This window comes from Butyricimonas sp. Marseille-P3923, from assembly GCF_900184685.1.
Taxonomy (GTDB): domain Bacteria; phylum Bacteroidota; class Bacteroidia; order Bacteroidales; family Marinifilaceae; genus Butyricimonas; species Butyricimonas muris.
Map to the genome: position 1 here is coordinate 207,258 of NZ_FXXL01000006.1, position 26,552 is coordinate 233,809.

27 protein-coding genes are annotated in these 26,552 nt (G+C 32.8%); 7 read left to right on the forward strand and 20 right to left on the reverse strand.

Features of this window, described 5'->3' with window-relative positions:
- Positions 1 to 6: 6 nt before the first annotated feature.
- Positions 7 to 1,812 carry an ATP-binding protein gene (locus CS948_RS06790; RefSeq protein WP_099290964.1) on the reverse strand — a complete coding sequence of 602 codons (1,806 nt, stop codon included), beginning with the start codon at positions 1,810 to 1,812 and terminating at the stop codon, positions 7 to 9.
- A 733-nt stretch (positions 1,813 to 2,545) separates the two neighbouring features.
- Between CS948_RS06790 and CS948_RS06795 the strand changes: the two genes are divergently transcribed.
- Complete coding sequence (locus tag CS948_RS06795) at positions 2,546 to 4,870, forward strand: hypothetical protein (protein WP_099290965.1); 2,325 nt, start codon at positions 2,546 to 2,548, stop codon at positions 4,868 to 4,870.
- A 317-nt stretch (positions 4,871 to 5,187) separates the two neighbouring features.
- Here the strand turns inward: CS948_RS06795 and CS948_RS21635 are convergent, their stop codons facing one another.
- From CS948_RS21635 to CS948_RS06885, 15 genes are all read right to left on the reverse strand, one after another.
- Positions 5,188 to 5,340, reverse strand: a complete 153-nt coding sequence (locus tag CS948_RS21635; protein ID WP_176554958.1) for a hypothetical protein — start codon at positions 5,338 to 5,340, stop codon at positions 5,188 to 5,190.
- A gap of 28 nt (positions 5,341 to 5,368) precedes the next feature.
- Positions 5,369 to 5,608, reverse strand: a complete 240-nt coding sequence (locus CS948_RS06800) for a hypothetical protein (RefSeq protein ID WP_099290966.1) — start codon at positions 5,606 to 5,608, stop codon at positions 5,369 to 5,371.
- 118 nt (positions 5,609 to 5,726) lie between these two features.
- A complete protein-coding gene (locus CS948_RS06805) occupies positions 5,727 to 5,912 on the reverse strand; it encodes a hypothetical protein (protein WP_099290967.1) in 186 nt (61 codons plus the stop codon).
- A 250-nt stretch (positions 5,913 to 6,162) separates the two neighbouring features.
- The gene (locus CS948_RS06815; protein WP_099290969.1) at positions 6,163 to 6,369 is read right to left on the reverse strand and encodes a hypothetical protein; all 207 of its coding nucleotides are present in this window, start codon (positions 6,367 to 6,369) and stop codon (positions 6,163 to 6,165) included.
- Positions 6,356 to 6,721 carry a hypothetical protein gene (locus tag CS948_RS06820; protein WP_099290970.1) on the reverse strand — a complete coding sequence of 122 codons (366 nt, stop codon included), beginning with the start codon at positions 6,719 to 6,721 and terminating at the stop codon, positions 6,356 to 6,358. Before CS948_RS06820 ends, CS948_RS06815 begins: the two co-directional genes overlap by 14 nt.
- Before the next feature lie 27 nt (positions 6,722 to 6,748).
- The gene (locus CS948_RS06825; protein ID WP_099290971.1) at positions 6,749 to 6,967 is read right to left on the reverse strand and encodes a hypothetical protein; all 219 of its coding nucleotides are present in this window, start codon (positions 6,965 to 6,967) and stop codon (positions 6,749 to 6,751) included.
- A gap of 2 nt (positions 6,968 to 6,969) precedes the next feature.
- Positions 6,970 to 7,710, reverse strand: coding sequence for a hypothetical protein (locus CS948_RS06830; protein WP_099290972.1), 741 nt, complete (start codon positions 7,708 to 7,710; stop codon positions 6,970 to 6,972).
- Positions 7,711 to 8,700: 990 nt separating this feature from the next.
- Positions 8,701 to 9,357 carry a hypothetical protein gene (locus CS948_RS06850; protein WP_099290976.1) on the reverse strand — a complete coding sequence of 219 codons (657 nt, stop codon included), beginning with the start codon at positions 9,355 to 9,357 and terminating at the stop codon, positions 8,701 to 8,703.
- 1 nt (position 9,358) lies between these two features.
- On the reverse strand, positions 9,359 to 10,243 hold the full coding sequence (locus CS948_RS06855; protein ID WP_099290977.1) for a leucine-rich repeat domain-containing protein: 885 nt from the start codon (positions 10,241 to 10,243) through the stop codon (positions 9,359 to 9,361).
- A 42-nt stretch (positions 10,244 to 10,285) separates the two neighbouring features.
- The gene (locus tag CS948_RS06860; protein WP_099290978.1) at positions 10,286 to 10,870 is read right to left on the reverse strand and encodes a hypothetical protein; all 585 of its coding nucleotides are present in this window, start codon (positions 10,868 to 10,870) and stop codon (positions 10,286 to 10,288) included.
- Positions 10,871 to 11,133: 263 nt separating this feature from the next.
- Positions 11,134 to 12,771: a serine protease gene (locus tag CS948_RS06865; RefSeq protein ID WP_099290979.1), complete on the reverse strand. Its 1,638-nt coding sequence runs from the start codon at positions 12,769 to 12,771 to the stop codon at positions 11,134 to 11,136.
- Position 12,772: 1 nt separating this feature from the next.
- A complete protein-coding gene (locus tag CS948_RS06870) occupies positions 12,773 to 14,188 on the reverse strand; it encodes a tetratricopeptide repeat protein (protein WP_099290980.1) in 1,416 nt (471 codons plus the stop codon).
- A gap of 443 nt (positions 14,189 to 14,631) precedes the next feature.
- The gene (locus CS948_RS06875) at positions 14,632 to 15,687 is read right to left on the reverse strand and encodes a DUF3871 family protein (protein WP_099290981.1); all 1,056 of its coding nucleotides are present in this window, start codon (positions 15,685 to 15,687) and stop codon (positions 14,632 to 14,634) included.
- 251 nt (positions 15,688 to 15,938) lie between these two features.
- Positions 15,939 to 16,391 (reverse strand): JAB domain-containing protein, encoded by a 453-nt coding sequence (locus CS948_RS06880; RefSeq protein WP_099290982.1) that lies wholly within the window; start codon positions 16,389 to 16,391, stop codon positions 15,939 to 15,941.
- Between the two features lie 254 nt (positions 16,392 to 16,645).
- Positions 16,646 to 17,116 carry a hypothetical protein gene (locus CS948_RS06885; protein ID WP_099290983.1) on the reverse strand — a complete coding sequence of 157 codons (471 nt, stop codon included), beginning with the start codon at positions 17,114 to 17,116 and terminating at the stop codon, positions 16,646 to 16,648.
- Positions 17,117 to 17,392: 276 nt separating this feature from the next.
- Here CS948_RS06885 and CS948_RS06890 point away from each other — a divergent pair, with 276 nt between their 5' ends.
- Positions 17,393 to 18,787 (forward strand): P-loop NTPase fold protein, encoded by a 1,395-nt coding sequence (locus CS948_RS06890; protein ID WP_099290984.1) that lies wholly within the window; start codon positions 17,393 to 17,395, stop codon positions 18,785 to 18,787.
- A 17-nt stretch (positions 18,788 to 18,804) separates the two neighbouring features.
- Here CS948_RS06890 and CS948_RS06895 read toward each other — a convergent pair whose 3' ends face one another.
- The 3 genes from CS948_RS06895 to CS948_RS06910 all read right to left on the reverse strand — a co-directional run bounded on the left by CS948_RS06895 (position 18,805) and on the right by CS948_RS06910 (position 21,829).
- Positions 18,805 to 19,740 (reverse strand): hypothetical protein, encoded by a 936-nt coding sequence (locus CS948_RS06895; RefSeq protein ID WP_099290985.1) that lies wholly within the window; start codon positions 19,738 to 19,740, stop codon positions 18,805 to 18,807.
- A 758-nt stretch (positions 19,741 to 20,498) separates the two neighbouring features.
- Complete coding sequence (locus tag CS948_RS06905) at positions 20,499 to 21,164, reverse strand: hypothetical protein (RefSeq protein WP_099290987.1); 666 nt, start codon at positions 21,162 to 21,164, stop codon at positions 20,499 to 20,501.
- Entirely contained in the window at positions 21,152 to 21,829 is a 678-nt protein-coding gene (locus CS948_RS06910; protein WP_099290988.1) for a hypothetical protein, read from the reverse strand. The genes CS948_RS06905 and CS948_RS06910 overlap by 13 nt, the downstream gene beginning before the upstream one ends.
- Positions 21,830 to 21,972: 143 nt before the next feature.
- On the opposite strand from CS948_RS06910, the gene CS948_RS06915 reads away from it, so the two are divergent.
- The 5 genes from CS948_RS06915 to CS948_RS06935 all read left to right on the forward strand — a co-directional run bounded on the left by CS948_RS06915 (position 21,973) and on the right by CS948_RS06935 (position 26,058).
- A complete protein-coding gene (locus CS948_RS06915) occupies positions 21,973 to 22,968 on the forward strand; it encodes a hypothetical protein (protein ID WP_141560897.1) in 996 nt (331 codons plus the stop codon).
- Positions 22,969 to 23,171: 203 nt separating this feature from the next.
- The gene (locus CS948_RS06920) at positions 23,172 to 23,585 is read left to right on the forward strand and encodes a hypothetical protein (RefSeq protein ID WP_099290990.1); all 414 of its coding nucleotides are present in this window, start codon (positions 23,172 to 23,174) and stop codon (positions 23,583 to 23,585) included.
- A gap of 144 nt (positions 23,586 to 23,729) precedes the next feature.
- Positions 23,730 to 24,065, forward strand: coding sequence for a hypothetical protein (locus CS948_RS06925; protein ID WP_099290991.1), 336 nt, complete (start codon positions 23,730 to 23,732; stop codon positions 24,063 to 24,065).
- A 295-nt stretch (positions 24,066 to 24,360) separates the two neighbouring features.
- Complete coding sequence (locus CS948_RS06930; RefSeq protein WP_099290992.1) at positions 24,361 to 25,260, forward strand: hypothetical protein; 900 nt, start codon at positions 24,361 to 24,363, stop codon at positions 25,258 to 25,260.
- A 72-nt stretch (positions 25,261 to 25,332) separates the two neighbouring features.
- Complete coding sequence (locus CS948_RS06935) at positions 25,333 to 26,058, forward strand: DUF5131 family protein (RefSeq protein ID WP_099290993.1); 726 nt, start codon at positions 25,333 to 25,335, stop codon at positions 26,056 to 26,058.
- 100 nt (positions 26,059 to 26,158) lie between these two features.
- Here the strand turns inward: CS948_RS06935 and CS948_RS06940 are convergent, their stop codons facing one another.
- Positions 26,159 to 26,527, reverse strand: a complete 369-nt coding sequence (locus CS948_RS06940) for a DMT family protein (RefSeq protein ID WP_099290994.1) — start codon at positions 26,525 to 26,527, stop codon at positions 26,159 to 26,161.
- Between the last annotated feature and the right edge of the window lie 25 nt (positions 26,528 to 26,552).

Below are 26,552 nucleotides of genomic sequence, written 5' to 3' on the forward strand. Positions count from 1 at the left end.
TCACTCTTATTCATATAGCTCACTTATTTTTTCAAACCAGCCTTTTATTTCTTCAAAAGCATCTAGTTGTACCAGCATTTCTTTTGTTAATCGTTTTGCTAAACATCCATTTACAATAGACTTAACTTCTCCTTGTTTTAATCCTGTTTTGGAAGCAAAGAATGTAGGTAGATCTTCGTTATCCCAATCTGAAATGGAATTACAATCTACTGCTTTGAAATATTCACTGTAGATTTCTTTTGGAATGTAGTTCTCAAGTTCTCTTTTTTTTGTTAATACGGCAAAAGATTTATCTGGACGGCTATTAATCTTCTCTGCTTGTTCTTTGTATTGTTCAGTGTTCTTTCCTGAACTTGAATCTCTATCATAGATATGGAACTCTATGACATTTGAATCTTTTAGATAATATCTTTCTACCCAATTTTTTAGATTACCTCCTATCATGGGAATAATGCTTATCTGTTTTTCTTCTAAATCAATAATAGACTTTAATTCTGGAATATTTTGATTAATATTCTTCAAGAATCTAATATCATACTCTCCTTCTACGCATACAACGAGTTTTGTTAAGTATGGCATTATTCCTAACGTTTCACGTATATCAGACAATTTATTATTTTCTTCAGAAACGATATTAGGCTTCCCCAATGAATCTTTTTTGATGAGAATAAGACTCTCATTTTCTGCTATTTTTGCAATCTCTGGGCTGTGAGTGGTAATAATCACTTGTCGGTTTTCGTCATTGGCAAGTTTAATTAGCGAATCTATTAATATTTTCTGATATTCTGGATGCTGAGAAGTTTCAGGCTCTTCAAGAGCATATATGACCCCTTTTGAACTTCCAACTCTTTCTTCAGCCTCTGCTCTAAAATAGTTTAGTAGTATTAATCTTCTAACGCCACTTCCTCTTTTATTTATTGGAATTCCTTCATCACCAGTGAATGAGAAGCTAAAAAGAGTATCCCAATTTTTGTTTTTAACGTTAGGATAGAGCGTTTTGGCTATTTCGGGATTCATTTCAGACAGTTTTTCTATTGTTCGCTTTCCTTTTTCAATGGCTCTCCGTTCTATTTCCTCAACTACGGATTTTAATTGAACTTCAACCTCTGCAATAGCTTGTTTGGTTATAACTTTTAAGGGATCTTGAACTTCTTTATCTGAATCTCTATTTTGTCTATCTGATTGAAATATGGCAAAATAAGGAAATTCAGAACTTATGCTATCATATATTCTTTTTATATCTTCTTTGTCTATTGGAATAAGAGTTAATTGTTTTTCTTTATTCTGAATAGAGTTATATATCGCTTTTCTGAAATCTGATAGAACTCTTTTATCTTGAACGTTTGCATCAAGCCCCTTTGCTGTACATATTTTTTTTAAATCTGTTATTTTCAATGCAACAAGAGGTTCTTCTGAAAATTCTTTTAAATAATTGGCAACGATATAACTCGTTAAACTTTTTGCTGTTAATGACTTCGTGCAATCCCATATTTTTCTTATTTCGAGTAAACCATCTTCATTCAATAAGTATTCCGCTTCCAATGATGTTTTTCTTTCTGGATCTATAAGATATTCTTTACTCTTATCAATTTGAAATGCTACACCAATAACAATTCGCGGAACTGCCCCAACCCTTAAATCTTCTATTTCAATTTTCACTGTTTCATTATTGAAAAAAATTTCAAGAGCCTCTAATATCGTTGATTTACCAACATCATTTTTTCCAATAATAACATTTAGATTATTGTTAAATGGAATTGTTATTTTTTCGTATCCACGAAAGTTCTCAAGATATAGTTTCTTTAGAATCATAATATTATCTTTTGATTGGTGTTTCTGTCTGAGAAAATGATATAGCAAAAGTAACTCTATTTCTAAAAGTTTCAAACGATTATGGACTTTCTTAATTTGGAAGGTCTGTTTAGATGCTGAATCTTGTCATTTGCCTTCGATTAGTAGGTTTTTTGTCTTCAAAACGATATAAGTGTGTTCGTTCAGGGAGAAAGAATGTCGTGAAGGTATACCATGGACCAAACCAGAGAGATGTCAAAATTCAGAAAATGAATCAAAGTCATAAAACGAGTCATTTGGAGGCTTTACTTTACGTTTTCTTAAATAGAAGTCTTTAACTTACGTCCAACATCAATTCCTACCCATCAGTTAATCGACAGTTAATATGAAAAGCTAACTCCAGTACCTTTTTATTAACCTGTATTAGCAATGTCTTATTCTTTGGTTCATGTTTCTTCAGGTTCCACTACTTTTTCCATACATTAATACTAGTAGGAAACTTCGTATCCTTGAAATAACTCCGTACTCTTAGATAGATTGGATATTTACCATTTCGCTTTACTGACTTATCAGCTCTTATACATTTGCCAATAGAGTATTCTACCATTATTATAAATAACTTATCTGGCTCGCATGAAACAAGTTAATTGACAGTTTGGAGACGACAAAAAAAATCATGTATTTTTTTTCGATGTAGTTTTGTTAGTTGTCTGTAAAAATGTATTTTTATGAAAATTAAAAGCCCGATTTTAAAATGAGTAAAGAACTAAATATATTAATATCTAGTTTGTCTGAAGATAATTTCAGAAGATTAGTTCAGGAGTATTTGAAAGAAAAATATAAGACTTCAAATGTAAGAATCACCGATGGCCCTTATGATGGTGGAAACGATTTGGAAATAATCATTGGTGATAAGGATATAAAAAGGAACATTCAGATTACTATACAAAATAGTAATTACGAAAAGAAGTTGGAAAAAGACTTGCAAAAAGCATCAGAAAATATAGAGAAATATAATTATTTAAATAATTTAGATTTTTATATTAGTCAGAATATTACAAAAGATAAAAAGAATGAACTTGTATATAATGCAGAAATTAATTATGGAATAAACCTGAATATTTTAGATGCCAATACTTTAGCACAAGAAGCAAGTACCTATTCCTCTATTAGAGATTTTACCTATGAAGCTCATGCAATTAAAACGAATGAATCTATACATAAAATTGCTGATAAGCAGACTAAAATTTTATTTGATGTCTTAACTCTAAATAAAAATAGTGTTGAGATAAAAAAGAACTTTATTAATTCATATATTTTTTCTTATTTATACATACATCCTAATAGTTCGTCAGAGGAGATATTTGATTATCTAAATCCTAATCTAAACAATACACTGGATATTAATTTCTTAAGGAAAGAACTAAATTATCTTCGTTCAAAGAAAAAGATAGAAAGTCAATTGGATAAAAATAAGTATCAACTAACAGCTTCTCAAAAACAAGAAATCGGAAATATATATTCAGTAGTATCAGAACAAGAAATAGAACTGGAAGGTATGATTAGCTCTTTTATTTCGGAGAATAATATCCCTTCTGATTCTGGAGAATTGATAAATATATTGTATAAACTATATAGGGAGAATTACACTATTGACATAGAAGAAGTCAAAAGTACAAATAACTCTTATAATACATCAATAAAAAAAACGTATTTTGATTTAACTAATTTCTTTATAAAGAAAGGAGTTGAGAAAGAAAATGCAGAACTTTACTCAAAAAAGTTAATTAAAGTATGTCAATCTAACGATTATTTGAATAAATTATCATCTATCCATTTATTTAATAATTTATACTCATCAAACAAACTTGAGAGATATGTAAATTCTAAAAAGCAAAGAATATTCTTAGATACTCAAGTTTTAATTAGAATGTTGTGTACGTTGTATAATGAGAGAGTTGACTATCCAGATATTGCAATGCATGCATCGAAGTTATTGTTAATTACATTGGAAAAATATAAAGATAAAGTATGTCTATATAGTTCTTTCGATTACATTGATGAGGTTGCAGGACATTTATTAGAAGCATATAAACTTAGACGGTTTCTACATTTACCTTTCATATCTAAATTGGGAAAATCCAAGAATGTTTTTCATAATTGTTTCATAGAGCTTATTTATCAAGGTATTCTTGATGAAGATACAGAATTTATAGATTTTATTGATGAAATAATGAATGAAGAAGTTGGTGATATAGCCTATGAAGAATTTTCTCAAATAGCAAAAAGAAGAATTACTGAAATATTTGAACAGATTGGAGTGGAACTTGTATATCATCCAACTTATCCAAACTATTCTTCTATAAAAATAGCTTATGAAAAATCTTTGGCATATCAGTCGAAAGAACGTTCAGCTACAGCAAGAGGAAATGATTTAAGAACTATTTTATTTCTTTCCCAGAAAGAAAATAATATTGATATAGAAACTGGTGAAATAAACGAGCCATTTCTTATAACTTGGGATTCTGCATTTTATTCCTTCCGAAAAGATTTGCTTAAAGCTCACCCAGAGCTCACTTACTGGTATATTTACTCCCCGCTAAAGCTTGTAGATAGACTTTCTATCATGAATTTTAATTTGAATCCACAATCAATAAGTCTAAATATAATTGCTTTAGCAGAGACAAATTTTAATTACTCAGCAAAGACTGGTTCTTTCATTGATGTAATTTCTAGTTATTTTAATACAGATGATGTTCAAAAGTTTGGAATAATTAATAAATTAGCTTTGCTAAAAGAGGATACCAGAGAAATAAACGAAATTCCAGAGAATGAGATTACAGATTCAGAAAAAGAAACTGACGTAATTACTAATCTCCTCCTTGATATCAAATCTCATTATAATTCTCTTGAGTCTAAATATAAATTTGAAGATATAATAAAAGTTTTTGAAAATATATCATTTGAGGATAGGATAATGCATATCTTAAAAACTAGATTGAAAAATCAAAATTCACAATTGATGTTCGATAGTTTTGATGAATTAATCAAAACAGAAACTGATAAATCAACACGATGAAACAAATATTGTAGACACAAAAAAGCAATAGAAATTTTTTATTGTATTAGCAATGGTTAAAATTTATGTTTTTTCTATGATAATGCTTTATCATATGATTTAAGAGATAAAGGGGCGTAAATAGAAGCGCACTATTTTGAATTCTCCAACTCCTAATCTTTCATTATTTTTTACACCGATGGTATTTATAACTCACTAAATACCATCGGTGTAAAAAAACACACAGTATACTGATTATCAATAACACAGTTCTTCCACCAAGGATCTTTACCTATTTTCGTAATCATTCCTTTTATTATCTAACCAAATAGTTTCTACTATATCCGTGTAATATTATCTTCTCCCCATACTTCTCTACTTTCAGCTTTCTCTTCTTCTGTTAATTCTACTTCAACAGAGTTTGGATCTTCTGGTAACTGTGGAAGTTCCTCTTTTGTCCAAGTTTTTTGAGGTTCTAATGTTCTACTCATAATCATTTATTATTTAAATTGTTAATACCTACTTCCTCATAATATGCTGAACTTTACACTCACCTATGCAATATTCATTCTCCTTTAGTCCATGTTCACTAGCATATTTATGTGCATCTTCCTCTGTTCTGAAATATATATCATCATATTCAGGATTACTAATAATTTCTCCAAACTCATCAATAAGAGCTATTGTCTTGGTGAATCCTGCCCATCCCCAGTATGGTTCTTCTCTAATTATTCCATTATCATAGACCCTGTCCTTCATTAGTTTTATTATTTAATATTGTTGCTCCTGTAGCAATAGGAACAAATACATATCTTCCAGTTAAAGCATCCCAAACTCTTTTCACGTGTGGAGTTGTTGATAAATCGTTAAATAATCTCTACTTAGTATTTTCTGGAGGAGGTAATGTAGGAAGTTCCTGTATATAAAACCTCTCTGTATAATCTTCTTTTGATAGATTATGTTCTCTCACATATTCATCAAGTTCTTCCTGAGAATCAAAATATAGATACTCTTTTGTAGCTTCAATTACTAGAATTAATCCATAACCAGTCCATTCTTTCATAATCATTTTATTTTATATTTATTGATTATATATCTAATTGCACTAGGAACTAGCAATATTATCCCTAATAGTATAAAACTTAGTCCAGGGTCATACCAAGGGCTGCGATACGGTTCTATATTAATATAAATTTTAATGACACCTACAATCATCCCAAATAATATAAGTGCTATTCCTAGTATATTAAGTATTTTCATTAGAATCTCTTTTTAGTTAATTTCTCCTCCATGTTTCAATGATAAGTGATTCATTAATACTTCCATTCTATAACTTCATACTCATCTTCTTCTAAACCATATTGTTTAGCAAATTCATGGAGATTATCTTCATTTTTAAAATATATCTGTTTCAACTCTTCGTTTTTCTCTCCACTTAGTAAACCAATTTGAAGATAATATTTTAAATAAGCATATTTCTCATCTGATTCATATACTATTCCATTATCATACACTTTCATGGCTGTTTTCATTATCTGACCAAATAGTTTCCACTAACTCATTCGTACTTATCTTATATACTTCAATTCTGTCTGAATATCCATATATACGATAATTTTCATTTATCGCTATATAGTTATGACTTCCTTCTTGTCCATAATGAATATGATATTCTAATTTACCATACTTCTCTTCTATCCCGTCTACAGCTTCATTCCATACTTCAACTAAATTACCTTTCTTGTCACGTATTTCTGTATGTTCATCTGCATATCTACACATGGTAATACAATCATTAACCATTACAAATATAGGGTCTCCTTCTTCTGGTGGTGGTCCTAATTTAGGTCTTGTAAACTTACCGTAATCCATATAACTTACCTCTGCTTTTAAGTGACATTATACATACCAGAAAGCAATCTCATATTCATCTTCTTTTAAACCATTCTCTTTAGCAAAAGCAATAGCTTCTTCTTTGGTTTTAAACATTGGACATTCTAAAGGAGCAGCTACTTCTATTTTCTCTATTTCTCCTACTTCTAATTTAGGTTTGTTTAGTAATTGTATTCCGTATGGTCTATATTCAAATTTATGACCTTCTCTCTCATATACAGACATAATTATTCATTTTTATCATTTCTTGCATGATGTGTTAGTGATCCCTTTATAGGTGGATAAAATTCTGTACCCATTATACAACTTGTAATGTAATTTCTAGCGTCCATTCTATCGCTTGTTTCTTGGGTTGTAATTCCATACTTTATACCCCATTCTGTTAGTGATTGTGCTAACTCTCTATGCTGGTCTATAAACTCTTTTAGTTCCTTTACTGGTGCAATATCTAACTCATCCAAGAAGGCATTATCACTGTAATAATTAGGATGCAGATACCCACGGAAAGGAGGTCTATTTCTTGCCACTTCCCAAGCATCTTGCTCTGACAGGAAACGATTCTCGTAAGGAGAGGCTATTTTCCACCTGAAACGCTCTAGGTTGTTTATAAAAGAGAACAAGGCTTTCATTGATTCATTATACAAATCTATTGTTGCCTGTTGATGTTCTGCTTTATATTTCGCATCTATCGCCTGTCGCTCTTCTTCGCTAATCTCATTTTGCCATTCTGTTTCCTTTATCTCTTCATGTTGTTTTACAACGTCTTCTTCATCTAGTACTTTGTCCAAAAACTCACACGTCTGAATGACTATGATACAAGCTACCACGATCCACACGCAAACAAACAGAACGGCATATCCAAAGTTTGTTGGCTCTATCCACTTCCAAACGAAGAATCCAACCCCAAGTATCTCTACAAGTATAACGACAGTATATATCGTTGTAATAAGTTTTTTCTTCTTACTCATCTTATCACTATATTATGAATTTATCCAATAGTTGACTTACTATAATAAGAATCGCAACAGGACTTAACCAGAGTATTAATATTAATCCAATATCTTTCCTACTTTTCTTGATAGAGCGTGATGAAAGCGTGATAACAAGAAATGCTAGCATTAAGCCAATCAATGTAATAAACACGTAATTACCAATATCATACCACTTGTCAAAATTAAACATATAGTGTTCAATATTACTACAGCTTGTTACCCCTGCCACAAACGCACATATACAATTACTTAAAAGCAACAATATAACATACACTCGTAAATCTTTCCAGTACTTCATATATTGTCATTTTAGTTGTCCATATATCAACAATTCCTTCACTAACATTCCCAACTTAAATGCGATCATTGGAAACAGGAACAAACAAAAATATAGCAGGCTACTTATCCATTGTTTCTTACAAAGGAGGTACAAGCCTACAAGTGTAGTCGCAATGCCTAGTGTCCACCAGTAGATTTTTAATATTACAGTAAGATTAGTAGTGACTTGTACAGCAAATAACACTATAAAACTGATAGCCCAGAATGAATAGACTATTTTCCAGTTTAAACAGGCATTCAATATATCTTTATATCTTATCATTTTGAAAATGTAATTTGTAAATCACCATATCTTGTGAATAAATGTTTGATTAACCGCAATATCTGATGTGTGGAGGAACATGGTAATACAAAACGCAACAAGTAATATTCCCACATTTTTCCATTTTTTCTTGTATAGTTGGTATATAAATGAAGGAATTAACCATATTCCTAAACCTAAATAGAATGATCTTCCATTTATATATAATTGCCCCAACTCAAAATCTCCAAATTTAATGACAGGTTTGAAATTAAGCCAATATATTGCATTAGGATCAAATGGAATTGTATTAAACAAGTAAAAAATCATGAATAGCAATATGATTGATATTCTAACATCATCTAAACAAGTAAGTAGTATCCGTTTCATAACTCATGAATTATAGATATTATTCCTCTAAAACAGATTGGAATAAAAAACATTACAGTATTTAACCATTGCCTTTTTCGTAACCAATAGCATCCAGATATGGCAAAGACGCAACAACCAATAATCTTTATAATGAATAATACTTCTATTATAGAGAAGAATAAATTCCAGTTATTCCGTAGGGTTCCAATTACAAGTAGATAGATGAACCATATTACATACATGATTTTCCAGTTCAAACAAACCTGTATTAATCTTTTTTTATCAATTAGTTTCTCTATCATCTCTCTTCCCAATATTAAAAATGGGACAGAAATGATTGATAAACGCAGCATCATCCCAAATGTTGATTCGTTAATTCTTGGGAAGATTGTGGGGATTAATATTGATAACACGTACAAGCATCCTAAATAATATAGCTGTTTATTACCTTTGGGAATGAACTCGCAAGCGATACAATAACAGGAATGGATAAATACTAACACCATAAAAGAGTTGATATTACTTACATATCCTACTCTATTTTTAATCGTCCATAAATGATAATCCCAGTAAACAACCAATTCAAATAGCAAGTAACCTATTGTAAGTGCAATCAAAGTCAGAATAAATGCTATTCCTATCTCTTTAAATATCTTTGTCAATACATCCATGTCATTCTTCTATTATTTGTTTAAACTCGCACCACCCCATAGCCTGCCTGTAATCCTTGTAAGAACCAACAGGAACGAACAATTTACATTCCATGTAGTTCTTTTTGCCAAATGTATTATCTCTCACGCTAGGAGGTATTTTATTCTTGGAATGTATCTCAATTAAAGAGTTGCAATTACCCAAGGCAAAATTCCCTAGCTCTTCTAGGCTAGAAGATAAAGTGATCGCAACTAAACTTTCGCAACTCCAAAAAGCAAATTCTTCCACGCAAGTAACCTTATCAGGAATGATAATCGTACTTAGTTTCTCGCAATGATTGAAAGCATTTTTACAGATACGAGTGACCTTACTAGGGATAGTAACACTTGTAAGACTAGAGCAATTCTTCAACATTCCAGTCCTTATTTCAGTTAATTTATTTGGCAAAGTGATTGAAGTTAGGCTCCAACAATTCCAAAAAGCGTTAGTACCAATTTCCATGATACTATCAGGTAACGTTATTGAAGCCAGCTTGGTACAACCACTAAAAGCCCCCTCGCCAATTCTATATAATCCATTAGAAATAAATATAGATGTTAGGTTCACGCAGTTCCAGAAGGCATAGTTGCCAATTCTATCCACGTGGTTAGGTATCGTGACGGTATGTAATTCAAAATTGTTACTAAACATCTTGTTACCAATCACGATGGTATCTTTAGAAATCTCTATTGTTTTCTTTAATACCCCTGCTTCTTTCTCGAAGTTAGGAGATAAATCAACGTGAATACCTTCCCTTGTTAATTCTTCATCAACAAGAGAGGTGTCACGTTTCGTGTCTTCCGTGAAAGATACTGTAAATAGCCTCTTTATTTTGGCTAACCATGAAACAGGCTTTCTGTTTCCCATATTTCAAAAACTTTTGTAAGCACGATTAAATTCTATTTTATATCAAAATCCAATCTTTGGTCTTTCTTGCTGTTGCATGTTACGTTTCATGATTTCCTCTTTTTGAACATGAATATCGCTTATCACATCATCATAAAGCGACATTACATTAAAAAATCTCTTTTTAAAGACTTTACTATTCTCAATATCCATGGACACGTCAATAAAATATGAATCATTATAAGTTCTGACTTTAACAAACCTGTATTTAGCATTGACAACCTGTCCCAAAAACAATTTGTCAAAACTATCAAATCGAGTGTTATACTCGTCATCTTCAATAGGAATAGAAAAATACACCACAAACACATTATCCCTTGGTATTATTTCAAGATGATACTTCAAGTTTTTACGAGTGAAATAAAGTTCTCCTTCCTCTTTCTCGTGTTCAAAACCGTTGTCATACAAATAATCACAAATGCGAGATTCCAATTTCTCTTTTGTTAGTTTGGTGTTTGAAATCAAGGTATAAATAATTATTGAAGCCAACAATATACATCCCCAAAACCATTCTAATTCTGTTAATTTGAATCCCAGATAAATAGCTAACAAGACTACACTTGCAAAAAATGGAATATATTCTTTCATATATCAATCGTTTAATCTAACTGCTTGTAAAAGGAAGTGAGTTCTTATCATGATTGGTATATAGCCATTCCACGATAATCACTCACTTACTGGTGATTAATCTTTCCACTTGTTCTCTAAATTCTTACATATTAATATATGTAATCATAAAATACACGCAAAAAAATAAATTCATGCTCATTTTAGCGTGTCATTGATTTTATTAATAATTTCATTTTTGTTGTATTGACAAGTATTAAATTCTCTTTCTTGTATTAGTTATTTTATTTACACCCACATTGTTCCCATAATCCTTCGAGTTGTTTTTCGAGTTCTTTGTCATCTGTAAGGTTATAAGCAACTTGAATATCTTTACAAGCACCCTTTCGGTCTTTATTACGAGCTTTAAATATTGCCCTATACATATAAGCATAAGCATCCCGTTTAAAATCCTCAGATTTAATAACTTCATCCATATCTTGTATGGCTTTTCTCCATTCTTCTATATCAGCATAAAGGTATGCTCTAGTTAAATAGTTATCTGGTTGTACGGGATCTATAGCAATCACTCTATTCAAGTCATTTAATGCTTTGGAATATTCTTGATGATTCCTGTACAATTGAGCTCTATTTAAAAGTCCAGTAGTGTTACTTGGATTACTTTCAATTGCTTTAGAAAAATAATATTGTGCATCACTGTTATTATCCATCACGTAAGAAATGATACCCATTGCATTTAACGCTAATTCATCATCTGGATTATTTTCTAATATGTTGGAAAATACAGAGGCAGAATATTCTAAATCACCTTCTTGCATGGAAACATAAGCAAAATCTCTAAAATAATTATCAACATTTACAGATATTTTTTTCCTGTATTCATCTAAATTGATATTCATGAATTGCCATCCCCTAGAAGTGTAACCATACACAATATCAATATTTTTGAGTTTATTTTTTATTGCTGGAAAAAACACTTTAAATCTTGTGCAAGAAGCCAAAGGTGTTGGAGTTCCATCGGCTTTATTTACACCAATTGTAGATGATGTTAGATAGTGTTTTATGTCTAGATCTTTATCATGGATTAAAAAACCTGCATCTTTTTTATTTAATTCACACCATATAACTGCATTAGGAATACTGAGATTGAGATTTGTATATGAAAAATAACCAATGGTCATGTTATTTTTAAACTCTAGGGCATGTAACATAATTTCAGCCCCTTGATTTGAAGGTATATTTAAAAGAATAAATTTGTCCCCTCGATTAAAAGAGGAATTATTTTTAACAAAGTCATTCTTTTTTAGCTGTTCAATTTTATCTTGATCTAATAACACACCAAAGTTAAGATTTTGTCCTCTTGTTTTTTGAAAGGTAGCAACGGCAAAACATTCTCCTTTGTCATTTAATATGGCACTACCACTACTACCAGGTGAAATTGGTGCTGTAATTTGTACCGTTTGTCCATGTTGTTGATCTTCCCTGTAAGAAGAAACAATTCCTTCTGAAACAGTATTTTCCAACCCAAGTGGAGCGCTAATATTATATATTTTTGCACCTTTCTGTGGAGATTTTGTTGCAAATTTCAAAAATGAATGTTGAGTTTTAGAAGGTTTGATTTTGAATTTTACAATATCCCATTTTTTATCAGAAGCCACAACTTCTTTTATTTCGTGTTCCTTTCCATCAACAGTTTTTATTATTGCCTTTACCGCACCATCTAGTACATGATAATTCGATATTCCCATTCCTGATGGATCAATAAAGAAACCAGATCCAGAACCTTTAGGTGCTCCAAATTCATCGTAAGTATATATTGTGAATGTAGCGTTTTCTGTTTCTGATATTATGTCTGATAATTTTTTAGTACACGCTTGTAATAATACCATCGTGATACAATTAATAAAAAAAATATATCTCATATCAATTAATTTTGAAATTAGGGTCTTTCTTTAATTTGTTTGTCACTTGAGGACGAGATTGAGGATTGGCATTTATTCCCTTTAGAATGTTTTCTCCTGCAACACCTCCTTTATTTAAATCATCTTTATATGAAGCAATCCCAAGTATATATTTGGCACATCCTCTAACATTATAAATGTACTCATCACGATCACAATATTGGTCAGGTAATTCGTTTAAAGCCTTATTCGCAAAACTAATTGCCGCTTCATATTGTTGATTTTCAAAATAACATTTCGCCATAGCTGAATAAACGCCTTTACTTTTTGCTCCTAAATATGTTGCGTTTGAATAATGTTCTATTGCATCATTATACAATTGATGATACTGTAATACTCGTCCCATCTCCTCTGAAAATTTTTGTTTTCTATAGCTATCATTGCTTAGTTTTTCATCGCCTGCCGTATACAAAACAAATATAGTTTTTTGATCACCTTGCACAAAAAGTAGTTGCTGTCCCATGTCAATATATTTGGGAATTGCAACACCACATTCTTTGCCAAGATCATCCGAGCATATATACAAATGCCAAGTATCACTATCCTGTCTATTTTTTATGTCAATTTTAGCAAGTGTTTCATTTGTTGCGGGGTTGATAAATACAAATTGGTTATTATTTATCAATACTGCGTTGTTTTCCATTGTTAAAGAATAGTTCTCATGTTGAATACTGATTCTTCCAATCACATAACATACAATGATATCGCTTTTACCGTGAGATGATGAAGATTCTTTAGGCTCTGCGGGAAGAAACTCCATCACGTAATTTAATAATTGAGTTGCAATACCCACTGCGTTGTTGGTAGTGTTCTTCGTGGAACCTAAAATACTTGTTTCTCTTGTACCATTACTGGTAATGCCAGCAGAATTAGTCCATGAACCATCTGGATTTCTTCCAAATCCTTCAGAATCTAATGTTTTTAGTACTAATTTAAAACCTTCCTCAAATAGCTCCCTCTCTTTGTTAGAATAATTGTTTCTGCGTAACCACGATTCTCTTTCTTGTATAAATAGGTTCTTCAATTTCTCCACGCTGTATTTTTTTCCAGCCCATTCAAAAGTTCTCTCCCTGAAATCGTGTTGGTTGTTTACTGTTTGGGTAGGTTCTTGTTGTTGTAAACAGAGTTTTGTAATATATCCAATGGTATTATTAACCTTTACTTTATAATATACACTCCCAGTATTGATGTCTAAAACATAAACCGTTTCTCCTTTTTTACATTTTTGAATGACATCCATGCTTGTTGGAGAGGGACGAAGGTATGCCATAATTCCATCTTTAATTACGGTTTGATAAATGTAAGCTTGTTGTGCAACTAAAGGATGGTTAATGATTATTAATGCAATCATAACCACGGTATTGATAATTCGTTTCATAGTAATATGTTTTTAATTTGTAATATATTCCATTACTTTATTGAACTCCCCAATCCCCGAAGAAATATTAATACAAAAAAGAAGCGTGGGAATTGTCAGTCTATTCACTTTGAGGGTCTGGACTCCCTTTCATACAAATAAACAGCTACCCCACGCTAAACCAGTATATATAATTGGATTGTATATATGGCAAGCATGAGCGTTTGTACTGTTTATCCCTGTATGATGAAATTGTCCAGATTCCAAAGTGAGGATAAAACTAAACGCTTCTATTATCTAACATGTTACCAAACAGGTTTTACCCTGCCCAGTGTCATACAAAGGTAGATAATTTTTAGCATCCTACAAACGCCACTACGGGGTAGCCGTGTAACAAATTTATGAATTAATCATCGCCCGCTGCCAGACAACGGGTATTCTATTGTAATTTAGAATCAGATTAATTACTCTATAAACCATTTATAGGTGTTATCACCATGCAAAGCTCTATCTATTCCTTCTGTTAATTGCGTGGCGTTTAATGACCTATCGAGGAAATTATCTATGTAACTACTTTTATTCGCACCTGTCAACATGTTGTAGAATTTCCATAAATTTATTTCATTCTCTCCATGCTCCCTCTTGAAATTGTCATCGTTGTAATACGCTTTAGCCACCATGTTAACCTGGCTATCCGTCAACTCCATGCATGGTAAACGCTTCTTCTCTCTGGCAGGTAAACATTGATACAACCTACTTTTACCCAAGAATTGTGCGAATTGATGTTCCGCGAGGTAAGAACCTGTAAAGCTCTTCATCAACCTTAAATGCTTTTCCGCATCGTACTGTTGGAATAACTTCATCACCCCTCTAAATAAATCATGGTAACTCATCGCTCTTAAATCAGTCTGGAAACCATCAGTAAAGGTACACAGGTTACAGCATACCTTGTTCTTGAATCCAATAGCAACACTGAACCTCTCTGATGTCTTCTTTGAATAGAGGTTCTCCCTGTTATACGCCCTCACACCTGTAATACATAGATTCACCCTGTTGCCGTTTATAGATTCATGAATAGTAGGTATTTCAAAAGCGAACGCCATTCTTTCGTAATAAATAGTCTTGTCACTTTCCAGTAATTCAGATACTGGTTTATGTATCGCTTCTGGAATCCTACCTTTTATAACGTGGCTAACCATTATATCAGGTTCATCCATGCTTTCCCCTCTAAACAATTCACTAGCTACCTTATGCACTGTTTCAATAAATGCTGGATGGGATATTGTCATCTCGTTATCCTTGCTGAACACTGGCACGATACAATCATTCTTTAAATGTAGCATATCTACTGGTGAAGTGTTAGCCTCTATAAAATGTTTTCTCCTTTCGTCCTTTCTAGTTGGTTCATTTACCACTTCATAAGGAGTGTAGGTAGGTTCTTCTTGCTTGACGTTATCACTGCCAAATAAAACTGGCAACAATCCTTCATTCTGGTTTGAAATTAATATTGACGTGTTCATAATCTAGTCTATTTACTGGTGGTGGAAATATTTGAAACTTCAGTTTATATATACAATTCATAAATTCTCCACCAACCTTGATTTATAAAGTTCATTATCACTTCTACTTGATTTATTCATTCTCTAGCGTTATGCCAGTTAAAAAATTAAACTGGAAATACATTTATAGTTTACGTTCTATTGGTGGTGAGGATTATTGTCCTTAGTGGCTATATATACCAATCCAGACAAAAATTCACCAACCTAAATTTTCATATCTTACCGTTAGCTGAATAACTGTAATACCCCTCTTCATAGTAAAGAACGTAATCCAGTAACTCTACATCTATGTATGAAAGTGCAATCTTTACCTGTTGTACCAGTTCATCATCCTGTTTAGTTGGCTTTATATCACCAGAAGGTTGATTTATACAAACTATCACACTTTTACAATTAGAGAGAGCAGCTAGTTGTACTATAAACCTAATATCCGTGATGTTGTAAGATAACGCACCTTCACTCACGGTAGATATTCCTAATACTTGATTCCTACCATTTAACAGGATAACTCTAGTTGAGATATGGTGCTCTATGGTATCTTTAAATGGAGAAACCAGTAGCTCGTGAACGTCCCTAGCCATTTTGATTTTATACCTTTTAGAAGGTTTAGTGTTATTCCTGTACACCAGTTCTACTACTGGTACTTTTATCAATTCTTCATTCATGACATTGTTTTAGTTGATTTTTAATTTGAATACATTAATGGTAATGAAATTGAGAGAGTTGTAAACTTGTCAGGTTTGGCAATGGAGAGGAAAGATTCTTGTTTATACTGCCTGTTTAGAAAGGTGATACTTCCTTCACTTTGGTATAACAATATCTTTCCCCTTCCCACTGCGCTCGCTGTCCCTGTTCCTTCTCCACTAAAGGGTTATTTTAGTAGAATAATGCTTTTACAAAAAAAAGTAGAGATTACTCTCTACTCTTCATCAAACAGTATGGCGAATTTCCATACAGTTAGCGTGTACTCGTTCCCGTTGTAACTGGCAGGCGTTTCCATGCTACCACAGCAAATAATAGTTTGCCCGTCTAGGATAGAAAACAAATCCTCGTAACTGGTATTCACTGCCAAGGGGTAAATGTATTGTAGCCTGTCTTTATACTGTTCCTCTATAACTGGATCACACGGGACATCATCGGGTGTTATCCCCGTTTGCTTGGAACCTTTCACCATGTTACGGATTCTAATATCTATCCTTTCATCCCCTTTCATGCAGGAGAGGGAAATACTTGTTGGGTCTTCACCCTTGAATCCAATAACTTTTAGAATATCTCCCACTTTTGGAGGTGCTGGTAACGTGACCAGCTTGCCCGCCAGTTTGGATTTACTAATGTCTGAAAAACATTTGGGCAGGATAACCTTGTTCACTTCAAAATCTTTTTTTAACATGATAGTTTGTTTTTAATTAATTGATTTTTTCCAGAGATGGGTGGGGGATGTAAATGGTACACTACCCTAGCGTGGAATACTCTTTATATATAATGCTAACCTGAAATCGAAAGGGAGGGGGTGTTTTATCAGAGGGTAGATATATATGTTTATGATATAAGGCTTCACTCAATATAGATGGGGAAATATTGCCATAGAATAATTACGAGAAACAATAAGTATTCATTAAATTTGTACAATAAACAGCTATAAACACCACAATTCAATATTATTGATATGAAACATGAAGATATTGTTATAGATAAAAAAAATCCTTTCGCAAATTGTAAATTGGGCAGAGAGCCTTATGCAAATATTTTGTCATCAATAGTTGATAGCTATGCAAAGGGATTTGTGCTTGCAATTAATGGAGAATGGGGAGTTGGAAAAACAACCTTCGTAAAAATGTGGATGCAGAAGCTAAAAAATGAAGGACATAAAACCATATACTTCAACGCTTGGGAGAATGACTTTGTTTTAGAACCTATGGTTGGTATTTTAGGAGAGTTGAAATCATTAATAACCTCTGATCCAGAGAAGCGTTTTGATTCTATTTTAAAAGGATTCGCAAAGTTCTCCAATAAAATAATTCCAGCTTCATTAAAATTTGTTGCAAAAAGTATTGGTTTAGGGGGTATTGCTGATGTGATAGAAAAAGGAGGAGAAGCAATGGCAGCATTTTTTGAAAATGAAATAAGCAATTATGACCAAAAAAAGGAAAGTCTCCAATCATTAAGAAATGATCTTTGTAATCTTGTTGCACAAAACAATGGAGGTAAACCTGTTGTTTTTATTATTGATGAGCTAGATAGATGCAGACCAGATTACGCTGTGGAAGTTCTGGAAAAGGTTAAGCATTTCTTTTCAGTACAAGGAATAATTTTCGTGTTATCAATAGATAAAAAGCAACTCGGCAACTCTATTAGAGGATTCTATGGTAGTGAAAATATTAATGCAGATGAATATTTAAGAAGATTTATTGATATTGAATATAGTTTGCCAGAGCCATCTATTAAAGATTTTTGCGAGTACTTGTATGATTATTTTACCCTTAATGAGTTTTTTGAAAATGAGTGGAGGTGTACCTATGATACTTTTAAAGATGATAGCCTGTTGTTTAAAAAGATTTCGGTTATATTATCAACAGAAAAACATCTTACTTTAAGAAAAATTGAAAAGTTATTTGCGTACACTCGTTTGGTGCTAAAAACATTTCGTATAGAAGGATGTGTTCTTCCTGAAGTTGTGTTCATGTTGATTTATTTAAAATACTATGAGAACGACTTATATAATGCTATCAAAAGAAATAAGTTAAATATTCATGATATTGTAAATCAGATCAATTCTATTTTTACTATTTCATTGAAAGATAAAGAACAATATGAGTATCGAACTCTTATTTTTGCTATGGCGAAATTGATTTACTGTTACAATAATTCTTATAGAGGTACAGGATATTATCAATCATTATTCTCTAGAGAAAACGAAGAATTATCTTTTGATACAGGTGAGATTGACAAAAATTTTCTTTATTTGGCATTAGAGCATTGTGACCAAAAATATACTAGATTTGAATTATCTACAAAATCATTAATACAGAAAATAGATTTATTAGAATCATTGAAACAATAGATAATCCATATCTATAATTAAAGGTATAATATAGTCTTCTTTACTTCTTTTGGACTAGAAGCCCTCTCTTTATAACATTTAGTATTTATCAATGAAGTAAGGAAATATTGTAAACTATGTATTTGAGGTGGCAGGTTGGGACACAATTTAGGCAGGTTACATTTCAATGAATAATAATTATAATGCTTCTTGGCGTTTCTATCTCCATTTCTAACTGCCGTTTCCAGTTCCTCTTCTGGTTGATCGTACCTGTGAATACATAGCACTTCCATTAGCTTGAAATCGTATGGAGGGGGGATAACATTCTTCTCTATACAATAGTTATATATAATATCGTATTTCTCTCTGGCTAACTTGTTAAAAGTTCTCAATCCAAAATTACTTTTAGCATGTGGGGTATCCAGTATGATGTTGTTATCCGTGATAAGGAAGAAATTATTAACTTCCACCAGTTTATGATGCTTTACTGCCAAATCTATATATTTCTTTACGGTTTTGGGAGATAAGTTTAATTGCCTAGATATTTCTGTCTTGTTATAGCAAGTGATATTGGTATTATTGATACATAAACATTTAAGTAGTACTAGGAAGGCTTTCAATTCATCAGGAATATCTTCCAGTAATAAATCTTTCTTGAACCTGACCCAGTTACTCTTTGGAATGTCTACATGATATGTAACAGGTGTGGTTAACTGTCCTTCATTGTTCCTGTAATTATACTCTTTACGCAGGAAGCCTAAATCTTCAAATTTGGCGGTGTACTTGGAAATGGTATCCACGTCCTTTATTCCTGTAACTTCACGAAGTGTTTCCCTCAGTACATGGGATTCACCTGTTTCGTAATCTGATTTAAAAAGTAACCATGTAAATGTATAAGTTTCATCTAGGTTCAGTTTACCTGCAATATCTCTCGTTATGATTCTATAATCCTTCTTTTCTTCTTCATTTGCCATTATTAATTCCAGTTTGAAACAACCATCTAAAAATGATCTATGGACTTTCTGGTTCTGCTTTTATCTCGTGGGATAGGCTGGCAAGCCTGTAACACCAGTACTAGTTATTAGTTAAATAGTTAATAGTATGTACCCTGTCAATTCCCCAAAAGCATACCCCGTCAAATCCCTAATTTTTAAATATTAATCTTTATGCGTGGATAATCTCTTTATTTCAGGTTGGAATCTCTGGTTACATGAAATACAGTTATATCATGTAGCTTTATAGATTAATCTTTACAGGGTGGTAGTATCTGGATTCTGGTATTCTCATCTGGAATGTAATATATCTTTCTCACTTTATCTACCTGTTTTTTAATCTTTTTCAGCCCTTTAGACTTTATCCAGAAACCTATGGATACCTTATTGTCAGGGATACCAGATTGTATGGCTAATCGCCTTAATCGCTCGTAAGTGTACATGATTTGATAATTTGATTGGTTAGTACGGTGTATCTAGTTTAGTGCCACTTGAAGACCAAAAATTACTCCTTACAGGTGGACTTGCAAGGAGTAACAGGAATCCTTTATATAGTTATTTCAAATGGTATGCTTTGATTATTAAGATGGTACAAAGATATTTAACATCTGGGATACCGACAAATAGAGTATAGGTATTCTTAAAATATAAAGTAAATAACTATTTAAAGAAAAAATATTTCCCTCTCACCTTGTTTGCCTGTCAATTTAATATATTAGTAACTTCGATTCTTATTTTATTTAGTAATTCAAATCAATACCCGTTTTATCTTTTACGAATTCGATATATTCTGTCAAGGTTTTTTCCGCATACACTTGGGAGAAAAAATCTAGTACATTATATTTTTTAGCAAGGAATATAATACCAGAATCTTTTTTAATTAATTCCTCTTTTGAATTACTCAACATTTCTTCTGTTTGATTTTTTATAAATTCTGAATTATCCCAGATGTTCCTATTTTCTTCTTTAGGCTTTATTTGTAACATAAAAATTAGAATAGTTGAAGCTTCCTCTGAAGTAATATAAGAATTAATATTACAAAAATGTTTATCAGAAGATTGAGCTTCAAAATATCCAGTATCGCTAACTTCAACTATTGATAAATCATATGCCCAAGATTGATTCTCTTGGAAACACTCCTTGTAACCTAAATAAAATTCAAAAATATAGCAATATAAAAAATCCCATGCCCAAATATTATCCACTTTAAGAGTTCCATAGCTACCACGAACCGAATGGATTGTATCAAAAAAAAGTCTATTGCCTGTTAAGGAGGAGAATTTTAGTTTGTCTTGCACGAAATGCATGATATCCACAATTCGATGTTGATACTCGTATAATAAACGATGAGCCTTACGTACATCAACTAAAGCCTTTTCCATATCAGCTTGATTTATTTTTTCCATATTGAAGAATTAAATATTGATATCGAAGATTGATTTATAGATAGATTGTTCTTGTTCAATGTTTCCAACCAAATGATATTATGTACTCCAAACATGTTTAAGCCCCAAATGATATTTTCAAGTATTCTGGCATGAGTTCGATCCTGTGTTTCATGATATTCTTGATCTAACGTGAAGAGTAAAGAATGCCAAGTACATTTGTAAACGCTATAATTTATTGATTGATTATTAAATAATATTGTTCGATCTTTCGGATCAAGATTTGTACAACCTCCTAAAGCAATAAGAATGATAGGTTTTGAATACCCATGTTCTACACAGAAAGAACATACTTCCTTGTCCCACTGTTCCTCGTACTGCCCACAATAATCACTCATTTTTGCTTCAATTATCATATCTAATTGATCAAATTGAAAGACTACATCTGGTTCCACGTATCTACTGTTAGTAATACTTTCATCATCAGCACTATATTTAGACCAAAACGAATATGAACATAATTCTCCAACATTTTGAGGTGTTTTTATCGCACACGCACGTTTAAGAATCTTGTAAATTGTAAAAGAAGGAAGGTAGATCAAATTTCCTAAAACTGTCGATGTTTTTAAATCTTCCTTCCATATATTTACATCAGGAAATTTATTATTAAGTAAAGATTGCAACATAGATTAAATATTTATCAATCATAAGCCAAATATAATCATTTTGTAACACAAAAAAGTCATTGATTAATGGTGATATTTTCAGGAGAATCTTTTTTACTGTGATAAAAATATATTTTACTTTTAACCAACTAAAAAGAATGATTATGAAAGCAAACGAGATGATTTTAATAGAAACGTTGAAGGATATTGAACCTGCATTAAAAGAATACTTCGCTTATGACAGGGCGATGTTATACCCTGAAATAGAAAGAATGTATCTAGCAACTCACCCAGCAGGATTACATAACATACAACTAGAAGACAAGTACAGGGTAGAAGTTCCAAGCACGCTAGATGAACTGGCAACAAGCGATAATCCATTTGATTGGCAACGTTACGCTCCTAGAGAGCAAAAGATGATAAAAGTGGTTGATACCTTGGCTTACATGACAGATAACATAAAAGGTATCCTTTTTAAAGATGATGGATTGAAGAAAAAGATAGAGGAATTAGTTGAGGGAAGTAATATCCCAGAAGAATATCAAGTTGCCATGGTTCACGTCCTCTGGATACTAGCCATTATCTACAAGAAGCATGAAGCGTTCAAACCTATCCTAGACCCAGAATTACTGGAGCAAAGTTACAACATGGATACCTATTTCCAGCAAGTAAGACCTGAAATGCTACAACTCTACCTGTTCCTTAAGAGGGATAAAAGGAAGAAAGACAAATCAATCACTTTAAGTAACAATCAAGAAAAGATCATCATTAACAACGCCATGGAGAGCTGGTTCACCAATCTCCTAGATTCCTACCTACATATATACTTGGGAGTAAATTCTATTGAAGAAGCGGAAGAAGAATTAAAGGAAGTCTATTCATCAAAGAAAGGACGAAAGGCAGATAACCCTGCACGAAACCTTGTAATAATGGGAATATACCGTTTATTAAAAAAACATTCCCAGTTAAAGGATAGCAAAATACATGATTTTATCTACGAGTACATGTGTATAATAGAAGAAGGTGATGTAGTTAATGCAACAATAAAATCCGTGATTGAATATTTCAGAAAAGGCGATTACACACCCCAATGGGTTCCCGCATCACAAGGTAATTATAGAATCTCCCCCAATAACCCTTCCAAACTTTATTTCTGGTAACAACACTAGCCGTCATACATTTTTTTCTTGAAAAATTCGCAGAGAATAGTAAAAATACTGGAACTATTTCTCTGCGAATTTTCATTTATTGCTTCTATAGTTTTGTGTCGTCAATCAAGAATGACGGCGCGCACCTCTTCCAAGATTGAGGGTAAGCTCCAGCCCTGTTGGATGCAAAATGTAGAATCCATAAAAATAACGACATGGATACCAGAAATATTATTTTAGACGAGAATTGTCTTGCAGTCATAACAGAAGCTAATGTAGTCTTAAGCTATGCTGCGATAGGGAGATTAGATAACCTTACTTCCTGCATTATTCGGAAGTTTAAAAACTTACCCGTGCAGGAAGCAACTTTTACTATTAACCTCGATAATGTATATTTGGATAACACCCCAAACGTCACTCTGCTAGTAGAAAAAATATTTCCAGATGCGATACGACCTTTGGTAAAAAGGAAGTTGTTATGCACTTTTCCTGATATCGAGTTTAAAGATGTACAAATCTTGATTGTTTCACGAGAAAATATAGATAGCGACGAGGAGGAGCAGGACGGTATGTTCTATGATGTAAATCTAGTGATAACAATATCACGTGAAATAATACAAGAGGAATAATCTACTGGAAAGATCATCCCGAATTCAATTATCAGGGTTTGGGATGGTCTACATTCAACTGAATGCGGGAAATACTAGAAATAAACTTTGGTTAGAATGAAATAGAGAGCTGTTTTATCTACCATTAATTCAATTATTATTTTTATGACAAAAAAAAAGAAACAATTTGAAATTGAACCAGAGGGGTCTGTTAACAAGATCGTGAAATGTCTTGATTCGTTACCTCCAGAAAAATTATTGGCTGTTTTATTCCAAGCATGTTTTCATATGCAGGAAAAAATAGATGATATTCATGACGAGTGTGTTCATGTCGTGAAAACGGCAGGAGAAGAGGAGGTGTGGGACGAGCAAGAATATCGTTCAAAAATTGACAACCTCCACGCCAAGGCTAAGAGTGTATGGCTTAACGCCTTTGACGGGGGAGGAAGTCCAAAACATCTCGGGAATAACCTGTTTGAAGAATTAAACCTTCAAGTATGATAGAATGAAGTTCTTGGTTTGGTTATGAGCCAAGAACTTCTAAAACCCGTGTTATCAATTTTCCAAATAAACCTGTTGCAAGAATTTTTTAGTGAAAACTATTGAAGCCCATGATTCATTTTTTTGACTTTCCCAAAATTGGATATTTCAATTTTAATATTTATTGGCTTTCTGTCTTTGAATTTGTAAGTTGCATTTTTGCATTGTCAATCAAGAACAACGGTGATCACTTCTTTAGATTGAGAACAAACTCCAACCCAGTTGGAAGTGAAATATTAATTTTAAAATAGATTTTATGAAAGAGTGTGTTTTAACTAAAAAGGGTATTATTACCCTAGCAGCCTTAAAGGCTACAGGTAAAAAGATTGCTTTTATTAAAGGTAATCGTCAGGTACAAGAGAAGAACGTAAACGCTAAACGGGCTTCTTTAAAAGAGAACGGTCAAATTATCCCTGCCGTTATTGTAGACGGTGAAGAGGTACAATCCGTAGATTTGGAAATCGTGGATGCAGAAACGGGGACACCTGTTGCACTAGAAGATCACGAGAAATATGTAGTCATACTGGATGGGCAGCACAGGTACACTGCCTACATCCAGAACGGTGACAAGAACAAGGGAGAGTTCTATTTCATGTACCCGTTAAACGAGGGGATAACCCTCCAAAAAATCTTGTCAGAGGCGAATATCGCTACCAAAATGTGGGACGGCAAGGACTTTGCCAGTGGTGCTTTAATGATGAACCCAGATAAAAAGTTGCCCCTTCTGAAGGCAATAGTTGAATTGCTTAATCAAGGTTTCCCGTTAGCCACTGTACAAAAATGGCTATGCTTTAAAAACGCAGGTATTAACAAAGAGGTTCTGGCAAAAGCCATGAACGGTAAGATTGACGAAAAACTCCTGAAAACTCCTTACTTGGAGAAAGGGAAACGACTTTTGGAAGCAGCCCAGAAATCATTTAACAATGACTTTTTAGGGAAACGGTATCTGGTTGACTTCTTAATTGAGAAGTATGAAGATGCAGACGACGAGAACAAAGCTGAAACGATGCAACAGCTAGTAGAGTTCCTCGTGGGAATTGACAGGAGTAAGGTAGACGAGATAGAGAAAGCCAAAGGTCAAAAAGGTGTAATAGCCAAGGAGCAGGTAATTTTAAACAAACTGAATGAGTTGTATAACTCCAAATTCGGTGCTTAGGAATTGAAATGTAAATACCGGAGGAAGCCTTTGGCTTCCTCCGAAAACACTTCCTTCAAAAATAAATAAGATATGCAAAAGACGAGTATTAGTTGGACTGAAAAGACTTGGAACCCAGTAACGGGATGCACTCCAGTATCAAGGGGATGTATGAATTGTTATGCCGCAGCAATGGCAAACCGTTTTCGTGGCAGACAGGGAAAATATAAAAACGGTTTCAAGGTTACTTTACATGAAGATTCCTTGGATGAACCTTTACATGAATTGAAATCATGCAGGATATTCGTGTGTTCAATGGGTGATTCATTTCATGAAGACGTATCTTTTGAATTTGTGGATAAGATAATGGAAACAATTAATAGAACACCTTGGCACAAATACCTAATGTTAACCAAAAGACCAGAAAGAATGGCAGAGTATTTTCAAACTCGTGAAGTTCCCCAGAATGCATGGTTAGGAACAACGGTAGAGGCGGCAGAGTATAAATACCGTGTTGATATATTGAGGTCAATAAAGGGTTCTTTTAAATTCCTGTCCTGTGAACCTCTTGTAGAGAATCTGGGAGAACTGGATTTGACAGGTATTGATTGGGTAATAGTAGGTGGTGAGAGTGGTAGTAGGGCAAGACCCATGAAAGAGGAATGGGTAATGAACATCAAGGCTCAGGCAGAAGTACAAGGTGTGGCTTTCTTTTTCAAGCAATGGGGAACATGGGGTAGTGACGGGGTGAAGCGAAGCAAAGAAGCAAACGGACATCTTTTAAATGGTAAGGTATACCAAAAGATACCTGATAAATAAGAATATAATACATTTACATGGATAAACCAGTTACTCGTTACGGGTAGCTGGTTTATTATTTTGACTATTCACAAAATATATGTGTATATATAACAATTCATTATTTCAGAAATACAAAATACACAGCTAATACCAAACATACTGCTGCCGCTAAATGATTCCACTTCAATGTTTCCCCTTGAAAAAAGACCATTGTAAAAATAGCAAAAATAATAAGGGTTATCACCTCTTGAATAACTTTAAGCTGCAAAAGCGTAAATGGTCCTCCATTTCCCTGAAAACCAATGCGATTAGCTGGAATTTGACATGAATACTCAAAAAATGCCGTCATCCACGATATTAAAATTACTCCAATTAATGGCCAATTATTAATAATCTTCATTTCCTGCAATTTCAAATGACCGTACCAAGCAAAAGTCATGAAAACATTGGAAACTATAAGTAATAATATCGTATATAATCCTTTCATATATTATTCATTATAAGAAATTTAA

What these genes read in the sequence shown, in the direction of transcription:
- CS948_RS06930 (WP_099290992.1), top strand. Translation starts at nt 24,361, where the DNA reads ATGAAAGAGTGTGTTTTAACTAAAAAGGGTATTATTACCCTAGCAGCC.
- CS948_RS06820 (WP_099290970.1), bottom strand. Translation starts at nt 6,721, where the DNA reads ATGGATTACGGTAAGTTTACAAGACCTAAATTAGGACCACCACCAGAA.
- CS948_RS06915 (WP_141560897.1), top strand. Translation starts at nt 21,973, where the DNA reads ATGAAAGCAAACGAGATGATTTTAATAGAAACGTTGAAGGATATTGAA.
- CS948_RS06825 (WP_099290971.1), bottom strand. Translation starts at nt 6,967, where the DNA reads ATGTCTGTATATGAGAGAGAAGGTCATAAATTTGAATATAGACCATAC.
- CS948_RS06795 (WP_099290965.1), top strand. Translation starts at nt 2,546, where the DNA reads ATGAGTAAAGAACTAAATATATTAATATCTAGTTTGTCTGAAGATAAT.
- CS948_RS06890 (WP_099290984.1), top strand. Translation starts at nt 17,393, where the DNA reads ATGAAACATGAAGATATTGTTATAGATAAAAAAAATCCTTTCGCAAAT.
- CS948_RS06920 (WP_099290990.1), top strand. Translation starts at nt 23,172, where the DNA reads ATGGATACCAGAAATATTATTTTAGACGAGAATTGTCTTGCAGTCATA.
- CS948_RS06830 (WP_099290972.1), bottom strand. Translation starts at nt 7,710, where the DNA reads ATGAGTAAGAAGAAAAAACTTATTACAACGATATATACTGTCGTTATA.
- CS948_RS06895 (WP_099290985.1), bottom strand. Translation starts at nt 19,740, where the DNA reads ATGGCAAATGAAGAAGAAAAGAAGGATTATAGAATCATAACGAGAGAT.
- CS948_RS06935 (WP_099290993.1), top strand. Translation starts at nt 25,333, where the DNA reads ATGCAAAAGACGAGTATTAGTTGGACTGAAAAGACTTGGAACCCAGTA.
- CS948_RS06805 (WP_099290967.1), bottom strand. Translation starts at nt 5,912, where the DNA reads ATGAAAGAATGGACTGGTTATGGATTAATTCTAGTAATTGAAGCTACA.
- CS948_RS06790 (WP_099290964.1), bottom strand. Translation starts at nt 1,812, where the DNA reads ATGATTCTAAAGAAACTATATCTTGAGAACTTTCGTGGATACGAAAAA.
- CS948_RS21635 (WP_176554958.1), bottom strand. Translation starts at nt 5,340, where the DNA reads ATGAGTAGAACATTAGAACCTCAAAAAACTTGGACAAAAGAGGAACTT.
- CS948_RS06875 (WP_099290981.1), bottom strand. Translation starts at nt 15,687, where the DNA reads ATGAACACGTCAATATTAATTTCAAACCAGAATGAAGGATTGTTGCCA.
- CS948_RS06850 (WP_099290976.1), bottom strand. Translation starts at nt 9,357, where the DNA reads ATGGATGTATTGACAAAGATATTTAAAGAGATAGGAATAGCATTTATT.
- CS948_RS06885 (WP_099290983.1), bottom strand. Translation starts at nt 17,116, where the DNA reads ATGTTAAAAAAAGATTTTGAAGTGAACAAGGTTATCCTGCCCAAATGT.
- CS948_RS06865 (WP_099290979.1), bottom strand. Translation starts at nt 12,771, where the DNA reads ATGAGATATATTTTTTTTATTAATTGTATCACGATGGTATTATTACAA.
- CS948_RS06870 (WP_099290980.1), bottom strand. Translation starts at nt 14,188, where the DNA reads ATGAAACGAATTATCAATACCGTGGTTATGATTGCATTAATAATCATT.
- CS948_RS06910 (WP_099290988.1), bottom strand. Translation starts at nt 21,829, where the DNA reads ATGTTGCAATCTTTACTTAATAATAAATTTCCTGATGTAAATATATGG.
- CS948_RS06855 (WP_099290977.1), bottom strand. Translation starts at nt 10,243, where the DNA reads ATGGGAAACAGAAAGCCTGTTTCATGGTTAGCCAAAATAAAGAGGCTA.
- CS948_RS06940 (WP_099290994.1), bottom strand. Translation starts at nt 26,527, where the DNA reads ATGAAAGGATTATATACGATATTATTACTTATAGTTTCCAATGTTTTC.
- CS948_RS06800 (WP_099290966.1), bottom strand. Translation starts at nt 5,608, where the DNA reads ATGAAGGACAGGGTCTATGATAATGGAATAATTAGAGAAGAACCATAC.
- CS948_RS06905 (WP_099290987.1), bottom strand. Translation starts at nt 21,164, where the DNA reads ATGGAAAAAATAAATCAAGCTGATATGGAAAAGGCTTTAGTTGATGTA.
- CS948_RS06925 (WP_099290991.1), top strand. Translation starts at nt 23,730, where the DNA reads ATGACAAAAAAAAAGAAACAATTTGAAATTGAACCAGAGGGGTCTGTT.
- CS948_RS06860 (WP_099290978.1), bottom strand. Translation starts at nt 10,870, where the DNA reads ATGAAAGAATATATTCCATTTTTTGCAAGTGTAGTCTTGTTAGCTATT.
- CS948_RS06880 (WP_099290982.1), bottom strand. Translation starts at nt 16,391, where the DNA reads ATGAATGAAGAATTGATAAAAGTACCAGTAGTAGAACTGGTGTACAGG.
- CS948_RS06815 (WP_099290969.1), bottom strand. Translation starts at nt 6,369, where the DNA reads ATGAAAGTGTATGATAATGGAATAGTATATGAATCAGATGAGAAATAT.